The 19,440-nt window shown below is 33.5% G+C and carries 11 protein-coding genes; 5 read left to right on the plus strand and 6 right to left on the minus strand.

From position 1 onward, the window contains the following. The first annotated feature begins 40 nt into the window (after positions 1–40). From Q0910_RS14440 to galE, 5 genes are all read left to right on the plus strand, one after another. A complete protein-coding gene (locus Q0910_RS14440; RefSeq protein ID WP_299217948.1) occupies positions 41–3,400 on the plus strand; it encodes a VCBS repeat-containing protein in 3,360 nt (1,119 codons plus the stop codon). Between the two features lie 30 nt (positions 3,401–3,430). Then, complete coding sequence (locus tag Q0910_RS14445) at positions 3,431–5,197, plus strand: glycoside hydrolase family 36 protein (RefSeq protein WP_299217950.1); 1,767 nt, start codon at positions 3,431–3,433, stop codon at positions 5,195–5,197. Positions 5,198–5,419: 222 nt separating this feature from the next. Then, positions 5,420–8,599 (plus strand): glycerol kinase GlpK, encoded by a 3,180-nt coding sequence (glpK, locus tag Q0910_RS14450; RefSeq protein WP_299217952.1) that lies wholly within the window; start codon positions 5,420–5,422, stop codon positions 8,597–8,599. Positions 8,600–8,652: 53 nt separating this feature from the next. Next, entirely contained in the window at positions 8,653–10,299 is a 1,647-nt protein-coding gene (locus tag Q0910_RS14455; protein ID WP_299217955.1) for a solute:sodium symporter family transporter, read from the plus strand. A 96-nt stretch (positions 10,300–10,395) separates the two neighbouring features. Then, the gene (galE, locus tag Q0910_RS14460; protein WP_299217957.1) at positions 10,396–11,418 is read left to right on the plus strand and encodes a UDP-glucose 4-epimerase GalE; all 1,023 of its coding nucleotides are present in this window, start codon (positions 10,396–10,398) and stop codon (positions 11,416–11,418) included. Between the two features lie 83 nt (positions 11,419–11,501). On the opposite strand, the gene Q0910_RS14465 is transcribed toward galE, so the two are convergent. The 6 genes from Q0910_RS14465 to Q0910_RS14490 form a co-directional block, all read right to left on the minus strand. Beyond that, entirely contained in the window at positions 11,502–13,577 is a 2,076-nt protein-coding gene (locus Q0910_RS14465) for a peptidylprolyl isomerase (RefSeq protein ID WP_299217959.1), read from the minus strand. 292 nt (positions 13,578–13,869) lie between these two features. Then, positions 13,870–15,138 (minus strand): hemolysin family protein, encoded by a 1,269-nt coding sequence (locus tag Q0910_RS14470; protein WP_299217961.1) that lies wholly within the window; start codon positions 15,136–15,138, stop codon positions 13,870–13,872. A gap of 203 nt (positions 15,139–15,341) precedes the next feature. After that, positions 15,342–15,899 carry an LPS export ABC transporter periplasmic protein LptC gene (lptC, locus tag Q0910_RS14475; protein ID WP_299217963.1) on the minus strand — a complete coding sequence of 186 codons (558 nt, stop codon included), beginning with the start codon at positions 15,897–15,899 and terminating at the stop codon, positions 15,342–15,344. Continuing rightward, complete coding sequence (locus Q0910_RS14480) at positions 15,899–17,269, minus strand: tetratricopeptide repeat protein (protein WP_299217965.1); 1,371 nt, start codon at positions 17,267–17,269, stop codon at positions 15,899–15,901. Before Q0910_RS14480 ends, lptC begins: the two co-directional genes overlap by 1 nt. Positions 17,270–17,285: 16 nt before the next feature. Beyond that, positions 17,286–18,530, minus strand: coding sequence for a hypothetical protein (locus tag Q0910_RS14485; RefSeq protein WP_299217967.1), 1,245 nt, complete (start codon positions 18,528–18,530; stop codon positions 17,286–17,288). After that, complete coding sequence (locus Q0910_RS14490) at positions 18,527–19,258, minus strand: type III pantothenate kinase (RefSeq protein ID WP_299217969.1); 732 nt, start codon at positions 19,256–19,258, stop codon at positions 18,527–18,529. The genes Q0910_RS14485 and Q0910_RS14490 overlap by 4 nt, the downstream gene beginning before the upstream one ends. Positions 19,259–19,440: the final 182 nt, after the last annotated feature.

The following is a 19,440-nucleotide window of genomic DNA, read 5'->3' on the forward strand; positions in this document are numbered from 1 at the left end:
AAAGTTTGCTTGGTTTTGAAAATTTTATAACACCTTTTTTTTGAAAAAAAATCTAATTCATATCGCTCTAATTCTATTACTTTTTGGTTGTAAAAAACAGCCTTCAGAAGATTTTCTATTTACGCTGGTTCCATCTTCACATAGCTCAGTTATTTTTCAAAATACAATTATTGAAAACGATTCTATCAATGTTATTGATTTTCAATATTGTTATAATGGTGGAGGTGTTGGCATCGGTGATTTTAATAATGACAATTTACCAGATATTGTTTTTACTGCAAATCAAACATCTAGTAAGCTATATTTAAATCTGGGTGATATGAAGTTTAAAGATATCTCTATTGAGTCCCATTTCAAAACAAATTCTTGGATTACTGGAGTAAGTATTGTAGACATAAATTCAGATGAATTAGATGATATTTATCTCAATGTTGGTGGAGCTCAATGCAATAACGATTGCAACAATTTGTTATTCATAAACAAGGGATTAAACGAAAAAGGCATCCCCTATTTTGAAGAGCAAGCCTCAATTTATGGATTAGATGATGGAAATTACAGTCAACAAACTGTTTTTTTCGACTATGATCTGGATGGCGATTTAGATGCGTATATTGTTCATAATGGAAATACAAAAAGAGATAGGAATACCCCTATTCCTAAAAAATACCAACCTAAACATTTATCAGATTATTTATTAGAAAACAAAACTAAAGAAGATACGAATCAAATATACTTTACCAACGTATCCGATAGTTTAGGAATCACTCATAAAGGATTTGGTCTTGGCATAGCTATCAATGATTTTAATAATGATAATTTACCAGATATCTACATCAGTAATGATTTTATTACTAATGATCTTTTGTATATAAACAAAGGAACTGACACTATTGGGATGCATCTTGGATTTGATGAAATCAATCAACAAGTTTTATCTAAGCAAACATACAATGCAATGGGAGTCGATGTAGCAGATATCAACAATGATATTCTACCCGATATTATGGTAGTCGATATGCTTCCGAAGGATTATGAACGACAAAAGAAAATGTTAGGCTCCAATAATTATGATAAATATTTATTGTCCCAGAGAAATGGGTACACTCCTCAATATATTCATAACACCTTACAATTGCACAATGGTTTTATAAAAGATCAAATACTTCCAGCTTCAGAAATTGGGTTTGCTTCAGGTATAGCTAGTACTGATTGGAGTTGGGCACCATTAATTGCAGACTATGATAATGATGGGAATAAAGACATCTACATTACCAATGGCTATGTAAAAGATATTACCGATTTGGATTTTATCAACTACTCAGAATACAACAACATCTTTGGAACTCCTGCGGCTAGAAAAGAGAAATTTAAAAGTCTTGTTGAACAACTTCCGGGAATTCATCTTCCTAATGTGATGTATCAAAATAATGGTAAAACTCAATTTACTGATGTTTCTTCTCAATGGATAGGGAATCAAAAATCATACTCTAATGGTTCTGCCTATGCAGACTTAGACTTGGATGGAGATATAGATTTGGTTATAAATAATATTAACAGTCCGGCGTTTATTTTAGAAAATCATACTTCAGAAAAAGGTAAAAAGTTCTTGAGAATACAACTAAAAGGAACTGACAGAAACAGAAATGCCATAGGATCAAAAATTACTTTGTGGGAAAATGGCAGTAAACAAACACAATATCAATCTACTGTTAAAGGGTATTTATCATCTGTAGAACCTACTATTCATTTTGGTATTCACTCAGAAAGAGTAGACTCATTACAAATAATATGGCCTGACGGAAATGTTAGCACACAAAAAAACATCTCCTCGAACCAACTCTTACCTATTAACTATCAAGATGCTTCAAACAAGAGTTTAGAAAAAGAAACTGATTTAATTTTTAAAAAAGAGCATACTTCGTTTTCTTACTTGCATACAGAGAATTATTTAAATGATTATACACAACAATCATTACTAAGTCATCAATTTAATGCTTTAGGTCCTTGTATTATAAAAGGAAACATTGACAATCAACAAGGCGACGAGATTTTCATTGGAGGTAGTAAAAATGTTCCAGGAATTCTTTTTGCTGAAGACCAAAATGGAATTTATAGACCTATTCAAAAATTAGATATCAAATATGAAGACACTGCCTCATTGTTTATTGACATAGATCACGATGGAGATAAAGATTTATATATCGGAAGCGGAGGAAGTGACGCAGGTAGTAACGAAGAATTACTAACAGATAGAATATACATTAACAATGGAAAAGGGCATTTTTCTATATCAAATTACAAAGTTCTTTCTAAAATTAAAACAAATACAACTTGTGTTGTTGCAGATGATGTAGATACTAATGGATCCCAAAACATTTTTATCGGCGGTGGTGTTCTGCCAGGTAAATATCCATTTCATACTCCTAGTTATGTACTAACCAATGAACAAGGTAATCTGTCTGTAAATAATAATATTTCATTTTCTAAACCTGGTATCGTGACCGATGCTACTTGGGCAGACATTGATAATGATAAGACTAAAGAACTAATCGTAGTTGGACAGTGGATGCCTATTTCCATCTATGATATCAACAAAGACGGAGCAAAAGAAATCCCTATACAATGGCAAGATACAGAAGGAAAAAAAATAAAAATGTCTGGTTGGTGGAACAGTATAACGCTCGCGGATTTCGATAATGACGGCGATCAGGATATACTTGCAGGTAATCAGGGAACCAATGGATTCATACAGCCAATGTTTGATCAAGCTGTATATGTTTACACAAAGGATTTTGATAATAACGGAAGTATCGATCCCGTATTAGCTCAGTATTTCGAAACTACTGATGGCTTATCTCTTCAACCTATCCATACTCGAGATGACATTATGAAGCAGTTGGTGGGTTTAAAAAAACGATTCCCTACATACAATGAATTTGCCAAAGTCAGCTTTCAGGAATTATTAAACATCAATGATTTAGACAAAGAAACTCTCAGTGCTCATATATTTCAATCAATTTACGCAGAGAATATAGGAAACAACGTTTTTAAAGTATCCTATTTACCTCAAGTTTGTCAACGATCCCCTATCAATGATTTCCTTGTAGAAGATATCAATCAAGATGGTTTTAAAGATGTTTTGATGGTGGGCAATAATTATTCCGCAGAAGCCAATTACGGCAGACACGATGCAATGATTGGGATACATCTAAAAGGTTCAAAAAAAGGATTTATTCCAATAGAAAATAGTAAAAGTGGTTTTTTGGTTGCAAAGCAATCTAATCATATCATTTCAGTCCAAAAGAAAAATAAAGAAAAATTAGTTTTTGCCACACAAAACAATGATAGTATAGTGGTGCATAGTATAATCAAAAAAAGAAATGTTTTAGCAAAAAACTGATTTCACAAAACATCAAAGGATAAAAAGTACATGAAAGAAATAGTTACTCACAATATAGAGGTAATACAAGAATCCAAGGATTTTCAAGTTGATATAACCCTACTTGAAGAACAAAATGGGGTTACTATATATAATATTAATTTTTCATCTGAAACTAAATTTCAACCACAAAAAGTGACTTTTAAATGGAAGATCCCTGTTATTAATGTAAAAGGAGTCTGGAAACCTACAACGGATTTTACCAAAAGAATCATGGATGATTGGGAACTAGATCATATGGAATCAAGAATTTCTGTAGATTCTCCTGTAATTTCTTTATTTGGTCATGATGACAGTAACATCATTACATTTGCCTGTTCTGATGCTATAAATACTAAAAAATTAAATGCATTATATAGAGAAGAAGATAATTGCATTTATTGTCATATTTCATTTTTTACAGAAAGATATCACACAATTACAGGCTATAACGCACAACTAAGAATTGATCAAAGTCATCAGCCTTTTTCGGAGTCTTTAAAAAATGTAGGGAAATGGTGGGAGAGTTTTGAAAATCTCACTCCGGCAATTGTTCCTGATTTCGCAAAAGTTCCGGTTTATTCTACCTGGTACCAATTTCATCAAAAACTCGATGAAGATGATCTCATTAAAGAATGTAAAATTGCTTACACATTAGGATACGAGTTAATAATAATTGATGACGGATGGCAAACCAATGATGAAAATAGAGGGTATGATTATACGGGTGATTGGTATCCTGAGAGAATTCCTGAAATGAAAAATTTTGTCAGCAAAATCCATACTACAGGAATGAAATTAGCTTTGTGGTATTCCGTTCCTTTCTGCGGTAAAAAATCGAAAGCGTATCAAAAATTCAAAGGTAAATTCCTTACAGAAGAACATCGTTGGGCTCCTGTATTTGACCCCAGGTATCCTGAAGTAAGAGAATATCTGGTAAGCTTATATGTAAATGCATTAAAAACCTGGAGAATTGACGGTTTTAAACTGGATTTCATCGATGAATTTAAAGTATATCCCAGTACCAAACTAACTAAAGAAGAAGGAAGGGATTACTCCTCTGTGAATCTGGCAGTAGATCGATTAATGACAGATATCATAAGTTCATTACACGCTATTAATCCAGAAGTTGTTATCGAATTTCGTCAAAAATATACAGGTCCGGCTATGCGCAAATATGGTAATATGTTTAGAGCATTTGACTGCCCAGGTGATTCTGTGATGAATCGAGTAAGAATTACCGATATCAAGATGCTTTGTGGCGAAACTGCTGTACACAGTGATATGTTTACGTATCACGCACAAGAACCTTTAGAAATAAAAGCTTTACAATTAGTGAATACTTTATTTGGAGTACCGCAACTTTCTATTTTACTCCAAAAAGCAACATCAGATGAGTTGTCAATGATCCATTTTTATACGCACTATTGGAGGAATCATTCCGATGTCTTCTTAAAAGGAAAATTTACCCCACAAAAACCTTTAGCAAACTATCCTGTACTTAAATCTTCTTTAGAGGAACATACAATTATTGGATTATTTGATAATTACATTATTGATTTCGAAGAAAAAACAAATAGAGTTGATATCATAAATGGGCAGTTAAACACCAAGATCATATTAAGTAGCAATCAAAATTATGGAGCATATAACTGTGTTACCTATGATTGTACCGGAAAAAAAGTACACGAATGTGATATAATAATTCTCATAGGTGCTATTCAGATAAAAGTCCCCATTTGTGGCTTAATCATATTAGAAAAGAATACCGAAACCTGAAGTATTCTATTAAAAAAACAATAAAAATGATAATACCCGATATAAAAAATAATACAAACGATTACATTTTTTTTAATTAGCAATTCTCTTTTTCATTGCCTAAATAATTTAGATATTTATAATTAATTGATGAATATCCTGAAATATCTGTTGTTTTTTAAGATAATTATAGAAAATCGATAGCTAAATAAAGTATATAGAAATAAAGTCAAACATCCTCTGATGAATAAAAAATATATTATCGCTTTTGACCAAGGAACTACAAGTACCAGAGCCATCATTTTTGATAATAAAGGTGCTATTTGCGGTATTGCTCAGAAAGAATTAACTCAACATTATCCTAAATCAGGATGGGTAGAACACGATCCTATTGAGATTTTCAGGCATCAACAAGAAGTACTTGAAGAAGTATTGTCTGTATCCAAAATAAGTATAGATGAGATTGCAGGAGTAGGCATCACTAATCAAAGGGAAACTACGGTAGTTTGGGATAAAACAACAGGAAAGCCTATTTATAATGCTATCGTATGGCTAGATAAGAGAACATCGAAAATTTGTAAAAATCTTAAATCTATTGGGCTAGAAGATTATGTGTCTAAAAATACTGGATTAGTAATTGACTCTTATTTTTCTGGAACAAAATTAAAATGGATACTAGATAATGTAAAAGGTGGCAGAGAAAAAGCCGAAAGAGGAGATTTATTATTTGGTACAATTGATACCTGGCTTATTTGGAAATTTACTAATGGTGCTAAGCATATCACGGATCATTCTAATGCATCCAGAACGATGTTGTATAATATTATACGATTAGAATGGGATGAAACTATGCTAAATGCATTAAATATTCCAAAGAACATGCTGCCTGAAGTTCAGCATTCTTCATCCGATTTTGGAAGTATTTCTTATCAAGGAAAAGAAATTCCGATATATGGCGTTGCCGGAGATCAACAAGCCTCTTTATTCGGACAAGGAGGCTACAAATCCGGAATTGCTAAAAACACCTATGGAACTGGCTGTTTTTTATTGTTAAATACAGGAAAAAAAGCGTATCAGTCTAAGAATGGCTTACTAACTACTTTGTGCTGCAGTCTTCCGGAAGACAATATAAAATATGCCTTAGAAGGTAGCGTTTTTGTTGGAGGCGCTTCTGTGCAATGGCTGCGTGATAAATTACAAGTTATTACAAAAGCTTCAGAAACTGAAGAAATCTGCAAATCCACTCCATCTTCAGAAGGTTTATACGTAGTTCCTGCATTTGCAGGTTTAGGAGCTCCTTATTGGGACATGAATGCTAAAGGCGCTATTTACGGACTAACACTGGATTCAGGAAAAAATGAAATCATAAAAGCTACTGTAGACGCCTTAGCCTATCAAACTCGTGATGTGTTAGACGCAATGATAGAAGATAGTGGTAAACTCATGAAAGAACTTAAAGTAGATGGTGGAGCATCTGCTAATAACTATTTAATGCAATTTCAGGCCGACATTCTAAATGTAGAAGTTGATCGACCTGCAATGTTAGAAGTAACAGCACTTGGTGCTGCATTCCTGGCAGGGATAAAAGCTGGGGTTTGGACAAAAAAGGATATTTCAAAAATTAGAATTGTAGATACCAGGTTTAAACCCCAGATTACAGAACACGAGCGAAACAGAAAATACAGCGGATGGAAAGAAGCGGTAGAACGCACAAAATCTTCTAACGCTAAAATGCTCTCTGCTAAAGAAGAAGGTCCAATTCGATTCTCTATTCTTGATCGACACATACAATTGCAAAAAGCTCAGACAACTAAATATGACCTCATCATTATTGGCGGAGGAGTTACTGGGGCAGGAATTGCTTTAGATGCTGCTTCTAGAGGATTAAAAGTGTGTTTAGTAGAAAAAAACGATTTTGCTTCTGGAACCAGTAATAAATCTACAAAACTTATTCACGGTGGATTGCGATATCTTAAACAAATGGAAATCGCACTTGTAAAAGAATCTGGTAGTGAGCGAGCTACTGTTCATAAACTTGCCCCGCATTTGGTAGTGCCAGAAAAGATGCTGTTACCATTAATAGAAGGAGGAACCTATGGAAAAATGATGACCGCTATTGGGTTAAAAGTATATGATTTTTTGGCAAATGTAGAAGGAGATGACAAACGAAAAATGCTCAGCATAGAGGATACAATTGCAAAAGAACCTTTATTAAATAAAAATGGTCTTACCGGAGGAGGTTATTATGCAGAATACCGAACTGATGATGCAAGACTTACTGTAGAACTTCTGAAAAAAGCAGCCTCTTATGGAGCTAATATTATCAACTATTGTGAAATGACAACTTTTAATTATGATGATGAAGGAAAGATTAAAAGTTTAGAATGTTTAGATCATAATTCAGGAAAAAGATTTATTATCAAAGCACGAAATTATGTTTCGGCAGCAGGTCCTTGGGTAGATTTATTACGAGAAAAGGATCATTCTATGAATAACAAACACTTGCATCTTACTAAGGGAGTGCACATTGTTTTTTCTAGAGAACGGTTTCCGCTTACACAATCTGTATACTTCGATGTTCCTGATGGAAGAATGATTTTTGCTATTCCAAGAGGTCGGGCAACATATGTTGGAACTACCGACACCAACTACAAAGCTAATTTAAATCGTGTTGTAGCTACACAAGAAGATGCCCAATACTTATTAGATGCAGTAAATAACATGTTTCCAACTGTGCAACTAACAATAGAAGATATAGAATCCAATTGGGCGGGACTAAGGCCACTTATACACGAAGATGGTAAAGACCCTTCAGAATTATCTAGAAAAGATGAGATCTTTGTTTCTAAAACAGGGTTAATCTCAATTGCCGGAGGAAAGCTTACCGGATATCGAAAAATGGCACAACGTGTAATCGATACAGTTCTGAAAACAATGAGTTCTAAGAAAAGGGAACAGTTTTCAAAATCGTTTACTCAAAACATTCCTCTTACCAGTGATCCCCTAAAAGATACCGAGGAAGTCGAGAAATATCTTCTGGAAATTAATCAACAGCTAAAAGAACTAAACGTACAAGATGAATATTATGGATGGTATCTAGCCACCACATACGGTAAACAAGCTAATACTATCATAAATAAAGTAGGTTATTTTTTAAATGATTCTATCGAAGAAAAATTAATACGGTCAGAAGTATGGTATGGAGTACATCATGAGATGATTAATGGATTGGCGGATTTTTTTGTACGACGAACCGGAAGATTATATTTTGACATTAATAGTGCACGTCAATATCGATCTATGGTACAAGAAGACCTTATAAAATATTTAGGATGGGATGAACAACGCCTGGAAAACGAAAATAAATATCTGGATTTATTATTACAAGATGCATCCACATATTATGAACATGAAATCGCTTAAAATTAAAACATGAAATCGATAGATTTTCTAAATTCATTTAACATATAACACAAATGGGAATATTCTCTTTTATTGGATTTACATTACTTGTAGCAATATATGCTTGGTGGAAAACCAGGAGCACTGACGAAAAATCTGCCGATGGATACTATCTAGGAGGTAGAAGTCTTGGTGCCATAACCATTGCAGGTTCATTATTACTTACAAATTTATCTGCAGAACAGATTGTAGGGCTTAATGGGCAAGCCTTTACAGAAGGAGTACTAGTTATGGCTTGGGAAACATTAGCTGCCATTGCCATGGTACTTACTGCTATATGGCTACTTCCTAAATACATGAAAGGCGGTATTACTACAATTCCTGAGTTTATAGAAAAACGCTTTGACGAAAATACAAAAGCAATATTATCTGTTTTATTTCTGGTAGCATTTAGTATCGTACTACTACCTACAATTCTATATTCTGGATCATTAGCCTTTAGTACCATGTTTGACTTACCAACGTTATTAGGTTGGTCTAAATCTTCTACTATTTGGCTTTGTGTATGGAGCATTGGACTCATAGGGGTCATATACGCCATTTTTGGAGGGCTAAAAGCGGTTGCCGTATCAGATCTTATAAATGCTATAGGATTATTAATAGGCGGACTGCTAATTCCATACTTTGGATTAAAGTTAGTTGGTGATGGAAGCATGATGGATGGTATCAATACCTTATGGGCAGAAAATCAAGATAAGTTTAATGTTACCGGAGGAGTTACTTCATCTATTCCTGTAGGAACTATTTTTACAGGAATGATGATAGCACAGATGTACTATTGGGGAACTAATCAATCCATTTTACAGCGTGTTTTTGGTGCAAAAAGTTTAAAAGAAGGGCAAAAAGGAATGATGCTTGCAGCCTTTGTAAAATTCCTTATTCCTATAATAGTTGTACTTCCCGGTATTATAGCCTGGAATGTATTTAATGGAAACCTTGATTCTGCAGATCAAGCATATCCAGAACTTGTTCGTAAAGTACTTCCTCCTGCATTGCTTGGCTTTTTTGCAGCTGTACTTTTTGGTGCTGTATTAAGTTCATTTAATAGTTTATTAAATAGTAGTGCGACACTTTTTGGATTTGATCTCTATAAAAAATTCTTTAAACCTGATGCAAGTGATCTTCAGACGGTAAAAGCAGGAAAATTATTTGGACTTATCGTTGCTCTGATTTCTATGACAATCGCGCCATTTATTGCTAATGCTCCAGAAGGATTATTTTCTTATATTCAGCAAGCTTTAGGAAGTTTAAGTGTTCCTATTTTAGCAGTAGTTATCATTGGGATACTTACAAAAAAGGTACCTGCTCTTGGAGCTAAAGTAGTATTAATTGCTGGAGTTCTTATGTACCTAGTGAGTTTACTTATCCTAGGTCCTTATTTTACAAACGAAGCATTATCTGAAGCAGCTTCTAATGGTATTACAGATATAGACCAATTAGCTGTTATCAAAGCTGAAGCATATCCACATTTTTTACACATTATGGGAATTCTATTTGTAATTAATGTAGCCATTATGTTTATCATTGGGATTCTTAAACCAAAAACAGATATTTATGTACCTATAACTACAAACGTGATAGATACAACCCCATGGAAATACGCTTTCATAGTTGGTGCTATTATTACGGTGTTAGTCATTAGCACTTACTTGATTTTCTGACAACTACTAAAACTAAATCCCGATCTATTTTTAGTTATAACCAGTATTATATTAACTTTACACTCTATTACAATAAAACTCTTGAAAACAAAAAAAATGAAAATACTAGTTACCGGTGGATTGGGGTTTATCGGATCACATACAGTAGTAGAATTACAAAACGAAGGATATGATGTCGTTATCATTGATAACTGCTCTAACTCTTCTACCGATGTTCTAAACGGAATTAAGGCTATTACAGGAAAACTGCCAATTTTTGAAAACTTCGATCTTAGGGAAAAAAATAAGGTCCAGGACTTTTTTACACGTCATACGGATATCGAAGGTGTCATTCATTTTGCAGCATCCAAAGCTGTTGGAGAAAGTGTAGAAAAACCTCTTTTATATTATGAAAATAATATCAGCGTACTTGTATATATTCTCCAAGAACTACAGAAAAAAGATGAAACCAGTTTTATTTTCAGTTCTTCTTGTACGGTATATGGTCAAGCAGATGAATTACCTATTACTGAAAATGCAGCTGTGAAAATTGCAGAATCTCCTTATGGAAATACAAAGCAAATTGGTGAAGAAATTATAAAAGACACCTGTAAAGTAAAACCAAACCTGAATGCAATTGCACTGCGCTATTTTAATCCTATTGGAGCGCACCCTTCTGCAGAAATTGGTGAACTACCTATTGGAGTTCCTCAGAATTTAGTTCCGTTTATTACGCAGACAGGAATTGGGCTTAGAGAAGAACTTTCTGTATTTGGTGATGATTACCCAACAGAGGATGGAACATGTATTAGAGATTACATACATGTCGTTGATCTTGCCAAGGCTCACGTGATTGCCCTACAACGTCTTCTAAATAAAACTAATACATCTAATTATGAAGTATTTAACGTAGGAACCGGAACTGGCAGCTCTGTATTAGAGGTTATACAATCTTTTGAAAAAGTATCTCAGCAAAAATTAAATTATAAAATTGTAGATAGAAGAGAAGGAGATATTATCTCGGCTTATGCTAATACGGACAAAGCTAACCAAGAACTTGGCTGGAAAGCCAAGAGCAGTTTGGATGAAGCACTATCCTCTGCCTGGAAATGGGAGCAAAAGGTGAGAGGAAAGAACTAGAAAAATCATATAACCATTAGCAATAAAAAAACCTGAAGAACATATGTTCTTCAGGTTTTTTTATATTTTAGAAAACTAGTTTTCTAGTAGAAATTAGCTCTTTTATCTTCTATTTCTGCAGCTTCTTTAAGTGCATTGAACACTCTAGTATTAACCGCATTGGCTTGTGTCTTAGACTCCTGAGCCGCGTAACTCATATACGTATCCAATCCACTAGCTGGAGTCTTCTTAGTAACTTCTACTACATACACTCCATTATTACCTACGATTGGCTTAGTAATCCCACCAGTTTCTAAAGCGAATGCTGCTCCAACCACTTTAGGTTCTGTTCCAGCACCACTTATAGTAGGTGTCTTCATACTTAAAGCTGACGCGGTTTTCACTGTCTGAGATTGATTTTTAGCAATATCTGCTAACGTACTTCCAGAAATTTTCTTTTTAAGCATTTCTGCTTTTTTCTCTTTAACTAGAATTGGTTTTACAGAAGCGCTAGCATCTTCTACTTTTTGTACACCTTTAGAAGCTTTAGCAGTTAACTGTACCACAGCATATCCATCGGTTACGTCAAAACGTTTTACATCTCCAATCTTAGTCTCCTCATTAAACGACCATTGCACAATAGATCTCTGAGCTCCTAATCCAGGTATGTTTTCTGCTAATTCGCTAATCTTATTCACCGGACGAACAACATACTCACTTTCTTTAGCTTTCTCTGCAAAATCAGCATCTTTTGTAGCAATCTGAAATTTTGTCGTTTCTGTGAAAATAGTATTTATTGTTTTTTCACTAGCTTCAATTTCTTGAGCCACAGTAGCTAATTTTACAGCCTTTTGCTCATTTTTCTTATCCTCTATAGTAATTACGTGATATCCAAAAGCAGTCTCAACAACTCCAATATGTCCAACATTGTTATCAACAATATAGTCATTAAATGCAGGCACCATTCTTCCCGGAGGGAAATAACCTAAATCTCCACCTTTATCTTTATTAGAAGTATCAGCAGAAAAACCTTTAGCCAATGTTAAAAATTGTGCTTTATCAGATTTAACAACTGTAAGTATACTATCTGCAAGTGTTTTAGCCTCTTCTTTTGTTCGCTCAGTATCACCAGCTGTACCTAATCCTTTCCAGGAAACAAGAATATGACTAGCTTTTAAAGAATCATGTAATTGTGTCTGAGCAACAACCTTAGATATTTTTATAAATTTCCCATCTTTATAAGGTCCAAACACCTCACCTACTGGTACATTATATAATGTATCTGCTACAGTTGCAGGTAAATCCTTTTTAAACACAAAACGATCATCGTATTTTAATGCAGAACTTTGATCTACATTTACAAATTCTTCAATGTTTTCAGCAGTTTTGAATTCTGGTATAACTTTAGCAACATCTGCCGTTAATGCGTCTTCATCTTCCTGGCTTGGTTCTTCTTTAAAGAACACATATCTCATATTTCTTGAAGCCTCAGCCTTATACAACTCAGGATGCTTATCCACATATGCCTGAATTTCAGCGTCTGATACATTTACATCGGCATCTTCAATAGAAGAAAATGGAAGTTGAACATACTTGATATCAACTACATCATTTTCCATTTTATATGCTAACTCACCTTCTTTAAGTGTAACACCTACTCCTGCTTTAATCATATTAAGGTATGTTTGCTCTAAAGCTCCTTTACCTAAAGAAATTTTATAATCTGTCCATTGCTGATAAGCAGCAGGGTTTGACTTAATACTAGCTACATATTCCTGCATTTTTGCATTATCAAATACACCTGCTTCATTCTGAAAAGTTGGATTATTAGCCAATCCTTCTTTTAATAAGTCATTTACTTCATCAGCACCGGCTCTAATTCCAAGTTCTTCAAACTGTCCATCAAAAACTATTTGTCTCACTTCTTGATTCCAAACGTAGTTTACAGTCTGAATATTAGATCCATTGGATCCAAAATTTCTAGATGCTGCCTCAACTTTTTTTGCAAAATCAGTTCTATCAATTTCTTCTCCATTTATCGTAGCAATTGTATTTGCTGCTTTTTGAGAAATCGCTCCTCCATTTCGAATCAAATCCGCTAATACAAATGAGAAAAGCGCTAATGCGATAATCACAATTAAGAAAACGGATCGTTGTCTGATTTTATTTAAAACTGCCATTATAAGTTTAATTTATTGAAAATATAGTGGGCGAAAATACCATTTTATTAGAATATTACCAATTAAAGACAGAAAGTCTTTACAACTTTTTTTGCTTTTTATTTTTGAAGATATTCAGAAGTCTAAATTCATTGATATTCCTGCTAAACACAAACCACTATTCTTCTGATTTAAAACACAATACAAGATTTAAAATTAATTAGTTAGATAGGTGATATTTTTCCAGAAATAACTGTTTACATCAAACAATAACCTTAAAGTATGTTCTAATAACAATCGACGAACATAAATATCAATCTTCTGATAATATCTGTAGCTCCACAATCTCAATTTTGGTATTAGAAGTCTCAATAATATTGATTGTTACTGTATCTATTTTTACAATATCTCCTTGTTCTGGGATTTCTTCTGTGTGATTAACAATCATTCCACCAAGGGTTTCATAGTATTCGCTTTCCGGAAGATTTAACTTATAGGTTTCATTAATGTAATCTACTTCCATTCTGGCAGAAAAACGGTAATAATTTTCTTTTAATTTTTCCTCTATGAGATCAATAGAATCGTGTTCATCTTCAATCTCACCGAAGAGCTCTTCTACTATATCTTCTACCGTTATAATTCCACTAGTCCCTCCATATTCATCAATAACTACAGCAATACTTTTGTGTTTTTTTGTCAAAAGATTAAGTACATCTTTTACGTACATAGTTTCGGGCACAAAAACCACTGGAAGTAAAATAGATCTTATAGATTTTGGTTTTTTAAACAATTCAAAAGAATGCACATACCCTATTAAATCATCAATAGTTCCATTATATACTAATACTTTAGATAAACCCGTATCAATAAAAAGTTGACTTACTTCTTCCAAGGATTGAGATTTTTCGATTGCAATAATCTCAGTACGCGGAATCATAACCTCACGAGATTTCACATCCGAAAAATCAAGTGCATTCTGAAAAATCTGAATCTCACTATCGATTTCATCATGTTCCTCAACAGTTTCCATTTGCTCATTAATATAATCCCCAAGTTCAGTTTTCGTAAATGCTAACTGAACCTCATCTCCATCTGTTTTAAGGAATTTCTTTAGCACAAAATCAGATATCCGAATAACAAAAAATGAAATAGGCCAAAAAATAACGTAAAAAATATAGGCAGGAAATGAAAAAAATTTCAGCAGTGTGTTTGCATAAATTTGGAAAAACACCTTAGGAAGAAACTCTGCAGTAAGCAATATCACCAAGGTAGAAATTATTGTTTGCAGCAATAAGTTAACACTTCCGGCCATATCTGGATAATAACCCTCAATAAAACCCATTAAAAGTTCACCCATATAAAACCCATAAACCACCAAAGCAATATTATTACCCACTAACATAGTAGCAATAAATTTTGAAGGTTTTTTAGTTAACCGGGATAGGATACCTGAAAGAAATCCATCTTGTTTTTTTTCTATTTCGATATGGATTTTATTGGAAGATATGTAAGCAATCTCCATCCCAGAAAAAAAAGCGGAGAGAATAACAGAAAGTACAATTACAATAATTTGTAGTTCCATTAATTATCCTTGTTATTGGCATCGAATCTTTTCCGGAAATTCCTTTTGAAGAAATACATAAAAACTGCTACTCCTGCAAAACATAAGTATAAAATACTTCTACTACCTTCCTTACCCCACTCCTCATAAGCCTGATATAAGAAAAAACACATAATCGCCAGGTAGGCAAGTTCAAAAAATCTAAAAATTTTCATCATATAAAATTATTCCTCGATGAACATTATTCCTTCATTGACCCGAGAATTCAATATAGTAAAATCTTGATTAGCATCAAAACCATCTGCTTCGTTAACAGTACCATCAGGAAGAATACTTTTATAAGGCTGATCCGTAAATACCCAGTTTATACTCTGATCCCAGTAAAGTTGACGTGCTATAAGATGAGTACTATCTGCTGTCTTTATATCCACATTTCCTCTCATATCGATAAGCCCTGTTACTTTATAATAAATAGCATAGTCTGATTTAACTACACTAATCTTACCATCTTTATCAATGATATCCAGAATAATACCTTCAGGAAATTCTTGATACCCAAAATTTTTATTAGTATAATCCTTTACTAAGGGTGTTTTAAGAATCGCAGTAAGTCTACCAGAGTCGGTATATTTTAGGTTCAGCTCGTAACCTTCAGCCATTGGAGCATCTTCTGTTATAAGGTAGTTATTAGTTTTTGATGTATTTGATTGACATGAAAAAAACAATGTCACAGCAAATGCTGTGACAAAGTTTAATAGTATATATAAATTCTTTTTTTGCATTATAGCTTCGGTACTTTTACCGTTTCACCGATCCAACATCCGATTTTCACTGAAGTAATTCCAGGGTTATTAAAGATATCTGTTTTAGAAGGTGCTTTTGCTTTATAATTAGCAGCAGTTGCAGCAGCAGTCTTTTTAAGACTTGGATCTACCTTACCAGCTTTTCGTGCATATCGCTCTGCCAACCAATATACTGCTCTTTTACTAAACACATCAGTTCCACAACTATTAGCGCTTTTAGCAATCATTGCTGCTATTCTAAGATATGCAGTTCCATACGATGGCTTATTCGCTAATGCTTTCTTATAGTAAGATCTAGCTTTACTATAATTACCTTGTTTTTTCACTACTTCTCCAATTCTAAAGTACACTTTAGCTTTATCACTAGCTTTTGTTTCTAACTGTGCCGATTGGTTAAAATATTCTAAGGCTTTAGATGTTTTCTTATCCTTAAGCGCTAATATTCCTAAATAGTAAGCCGATTTTGCTGATGGATCTGCCTTATGTAACGCCTCTACTAACTTAAAGAACAAAGGATCATCAGTACACTCTTTTGCAGACATTCTACCTGCCGCGCCTTTTAACCAATTAATGTCATTCTTTTTACCTTCGAACTGACCATTATAAAGAGGTATTAAGTTTTTACAATCTGCCAATTCACCTAGCTTTTGATTGATTCCACCTTTTACTTTACTATAAGCTCTTAAGTTTATACCTGCATTTTTTAGGTTTCTTTTTTCTTTAGAACTCAAAGCAGCTCCTGATTCTTCTTTTTCAGAAAGTGTAGCAATTGTTTTTGCTTTTTTACTCTCTTCTTCTTCGATCTTTTCTGTGATATCGTCATATAAATCGAAAACATCCTGAAGCTCTTTCTTACCTGCTGCTTGTAAATCAACTAACAGAGAAAAATATGTATACAATTTCTTAGGACGCTTAAAGTTACTTTTGTCGTCTATATATGCTTTATGAAATTCTGCAAATTGAGTCTCTGCATTTCCTATCTTGTTATCATACATAATCTGACCTATATCAGAATACATGTCTCCTACTTTAGTTTTAGCAGGAAAATACTGGTAACGTTCTTTCCATAAAGAAATCAACTCATTTGCAAGAGTTGCTTTTTCTGCCCCAGTTGCTTTTTTATATTTACTTTCTAGTAATTTTTTTCCAAACTGAAAAGTTGCAACACTGTGCGTCGGACATTCTTTTCTTACTTTCCATAAAGGCTCTTCTGCTGCCTCGTAATTTTTTACTTTAGCATGCTCATAGGCTATTGAAGCCGTAGTAGCGCAGTCAGTAGCCTGAGCACTAACACTTGTAGCGCTTAAAACTAATCCTGCTGCTATTGTATATAAAACTTTAGTATTCATAGCTGTATAATTGTAGTTAATTAAATTTCACTTTTCTAAACCATCTATCGTTTAAAGATAGGCCTAATGATATATTAAAAAATTCTTCTTTTACTAAACCAGCATCTGTTGTTCCTCTTGTACCGAACTCAAAACCTACATTAGCATTAGAAAATAATCTGCCGACTGGTAACCCTACTCCAAAAGATATGCCAAACTCATTAATCGTCTGCCCATTGATATTTAAACCTGTCTCTTCATACCTTACTCCTCCTCTATATACAATCCTATTAAGGTAACTAGTAAGAGAATTGTATTTAGGGATGTAATAACCTCCTAATTTTACTTTTGACGCATTCTCAAATACTGCATTATCTGCGGCAAATGATCTATTCTCAAAACTACTTGCATTAAGATAGATATACTCTGCTCCAATAAACCATTTTTTTGGCTCTCCAATTCCAGCTCCAACTTTTAACTCAGCCGGAAGGTCTAATTTCTGATCTTCAGTATCTGCTTCTGTCCTATTATTAACGATTTCTGCTCCATTCGCTAATATAGTTACCGTAGCTAATTCTACAGAATTTTCAGAATTTAAATTAAATGAAGGAGTTGATACAATCGATGTAGTCAACTTCAGTTTTTCTGAAATCATTCTATTATATGCAATACCAAAAGACAGATTAATACCTGATAGATCAGAATTATCAATTCTTCTACTTTCAAATTCAAAGTCGGTTCGTTTAATAGACTTGTTCTCTATATTACCAAAGTTATAATTAATATCCAAACCTACACTTAAATTCTCGTTAACTTTGAACCCTGCTGCAACGAATACTCTATTCAACCCACCAGTTCCAAAGAACTGATTTTCAGAACCATCGCTATTAAAAGAGTTTGTCTGATATCCAACAGAACTGATTGGAATAACTCCAAAACCAAAACCAAATTTACCTGCTGGGATACCAATAGCTAAGTAATCCAAAGATGCATTATCTTTATAAGAATCATCTCCTGCTGCATTGTCAAGATTCAATCCATTATAATTAGCACCTAGTGTATAGGTCGTTAATGCTAATTCTCCATAAGATGCGGGGTTTTGAAGATTTAAGTGAATACTATCCGTAAGTATACCCAATCCCCCCATCGACCTATTTTCTACTGTTCCTTTAAACTTCTGCAATCCTATTCCAAAAAAAGAATAGGGTGAAGAGGTGCCTTCCTGAGCATACGATACGCTGGTAACTATTACCAGAATTACTACTAAAATCTTCTTTATCATTGACTATTATTAAAAGCTAAAATGTGATTTAGTCCCTCCAATAAAAAATTAGAGGTGGCAAATATGCTATTTTTTAATCTTTTAGACAAAAAATGTGCATCTCCTCCGGTTAAAATAACTGTTAAATTGGGGTAAGTGTTGCAATATTCTGCAATTGCTCCTCCAATTTCATACAAAACACCGTTCACAACTCCAGAATGTATGGCTTGATTTGTAGTATCTCCAATATGATTTTTTGGAGATTCAGGGTCCAACAATGGTAGTTTTGAAGTAAAACTGTTTAAACTTGTATATCTTAATCTGAGACCAGGCGCTATAGCTCCACCTAAATATTCTTCCTTTTTATTTTTAAAATCATAAGTGATACACGTTCCTGCATCTATTATTAATGTATCCTTTGTAGGAAACTTAAGTACAGATGCAGCTACTAATGCTAATCTATCTACACCCAGTGTTGTTGGAGTAGCATATAAGTTTTTAAAAGGCATCGTCAAGGTATGATCCAAAACTAATATATCAAATAAGTCTTTGGCAAAAATCACATCTTCTTCCTTAACATTCGAAACAGAAGATAGTATACTGTGTTTTATTAATGGATAATCATTTTTAACCTTCTGTATCACCTTGCGAAAATTTTCTGACTTCAAGGTTTCTTTGTGAATCATTGAAGTCTCTTCAAAAATGCCAATTTTTATAGAGGTATTACCGACATCAATAACCAGATTCATCTGTCCTTATTTAGTGTTTTTATAGAAGTAGGTACAATTCGTAATAATAATTTATTATTTACAACATTAAATATTACAGATCGTTACATACTCTAATTATGAATTTGCAAAAGTACAAAACGATTTTTTTAAATTTTTCTTTTGAGGATTAAAAAAAGCGTTATATATTTGCATCCGCTTAC

It is taken from the genome of uncultured Aquimarina sp. (genome assembly GCF_947495315.1).
GTDB lineage: Bacteria > Bacteroidota > Bacteroidia > Flavobacteriales > Flavobacteriaceae > Aquimarina.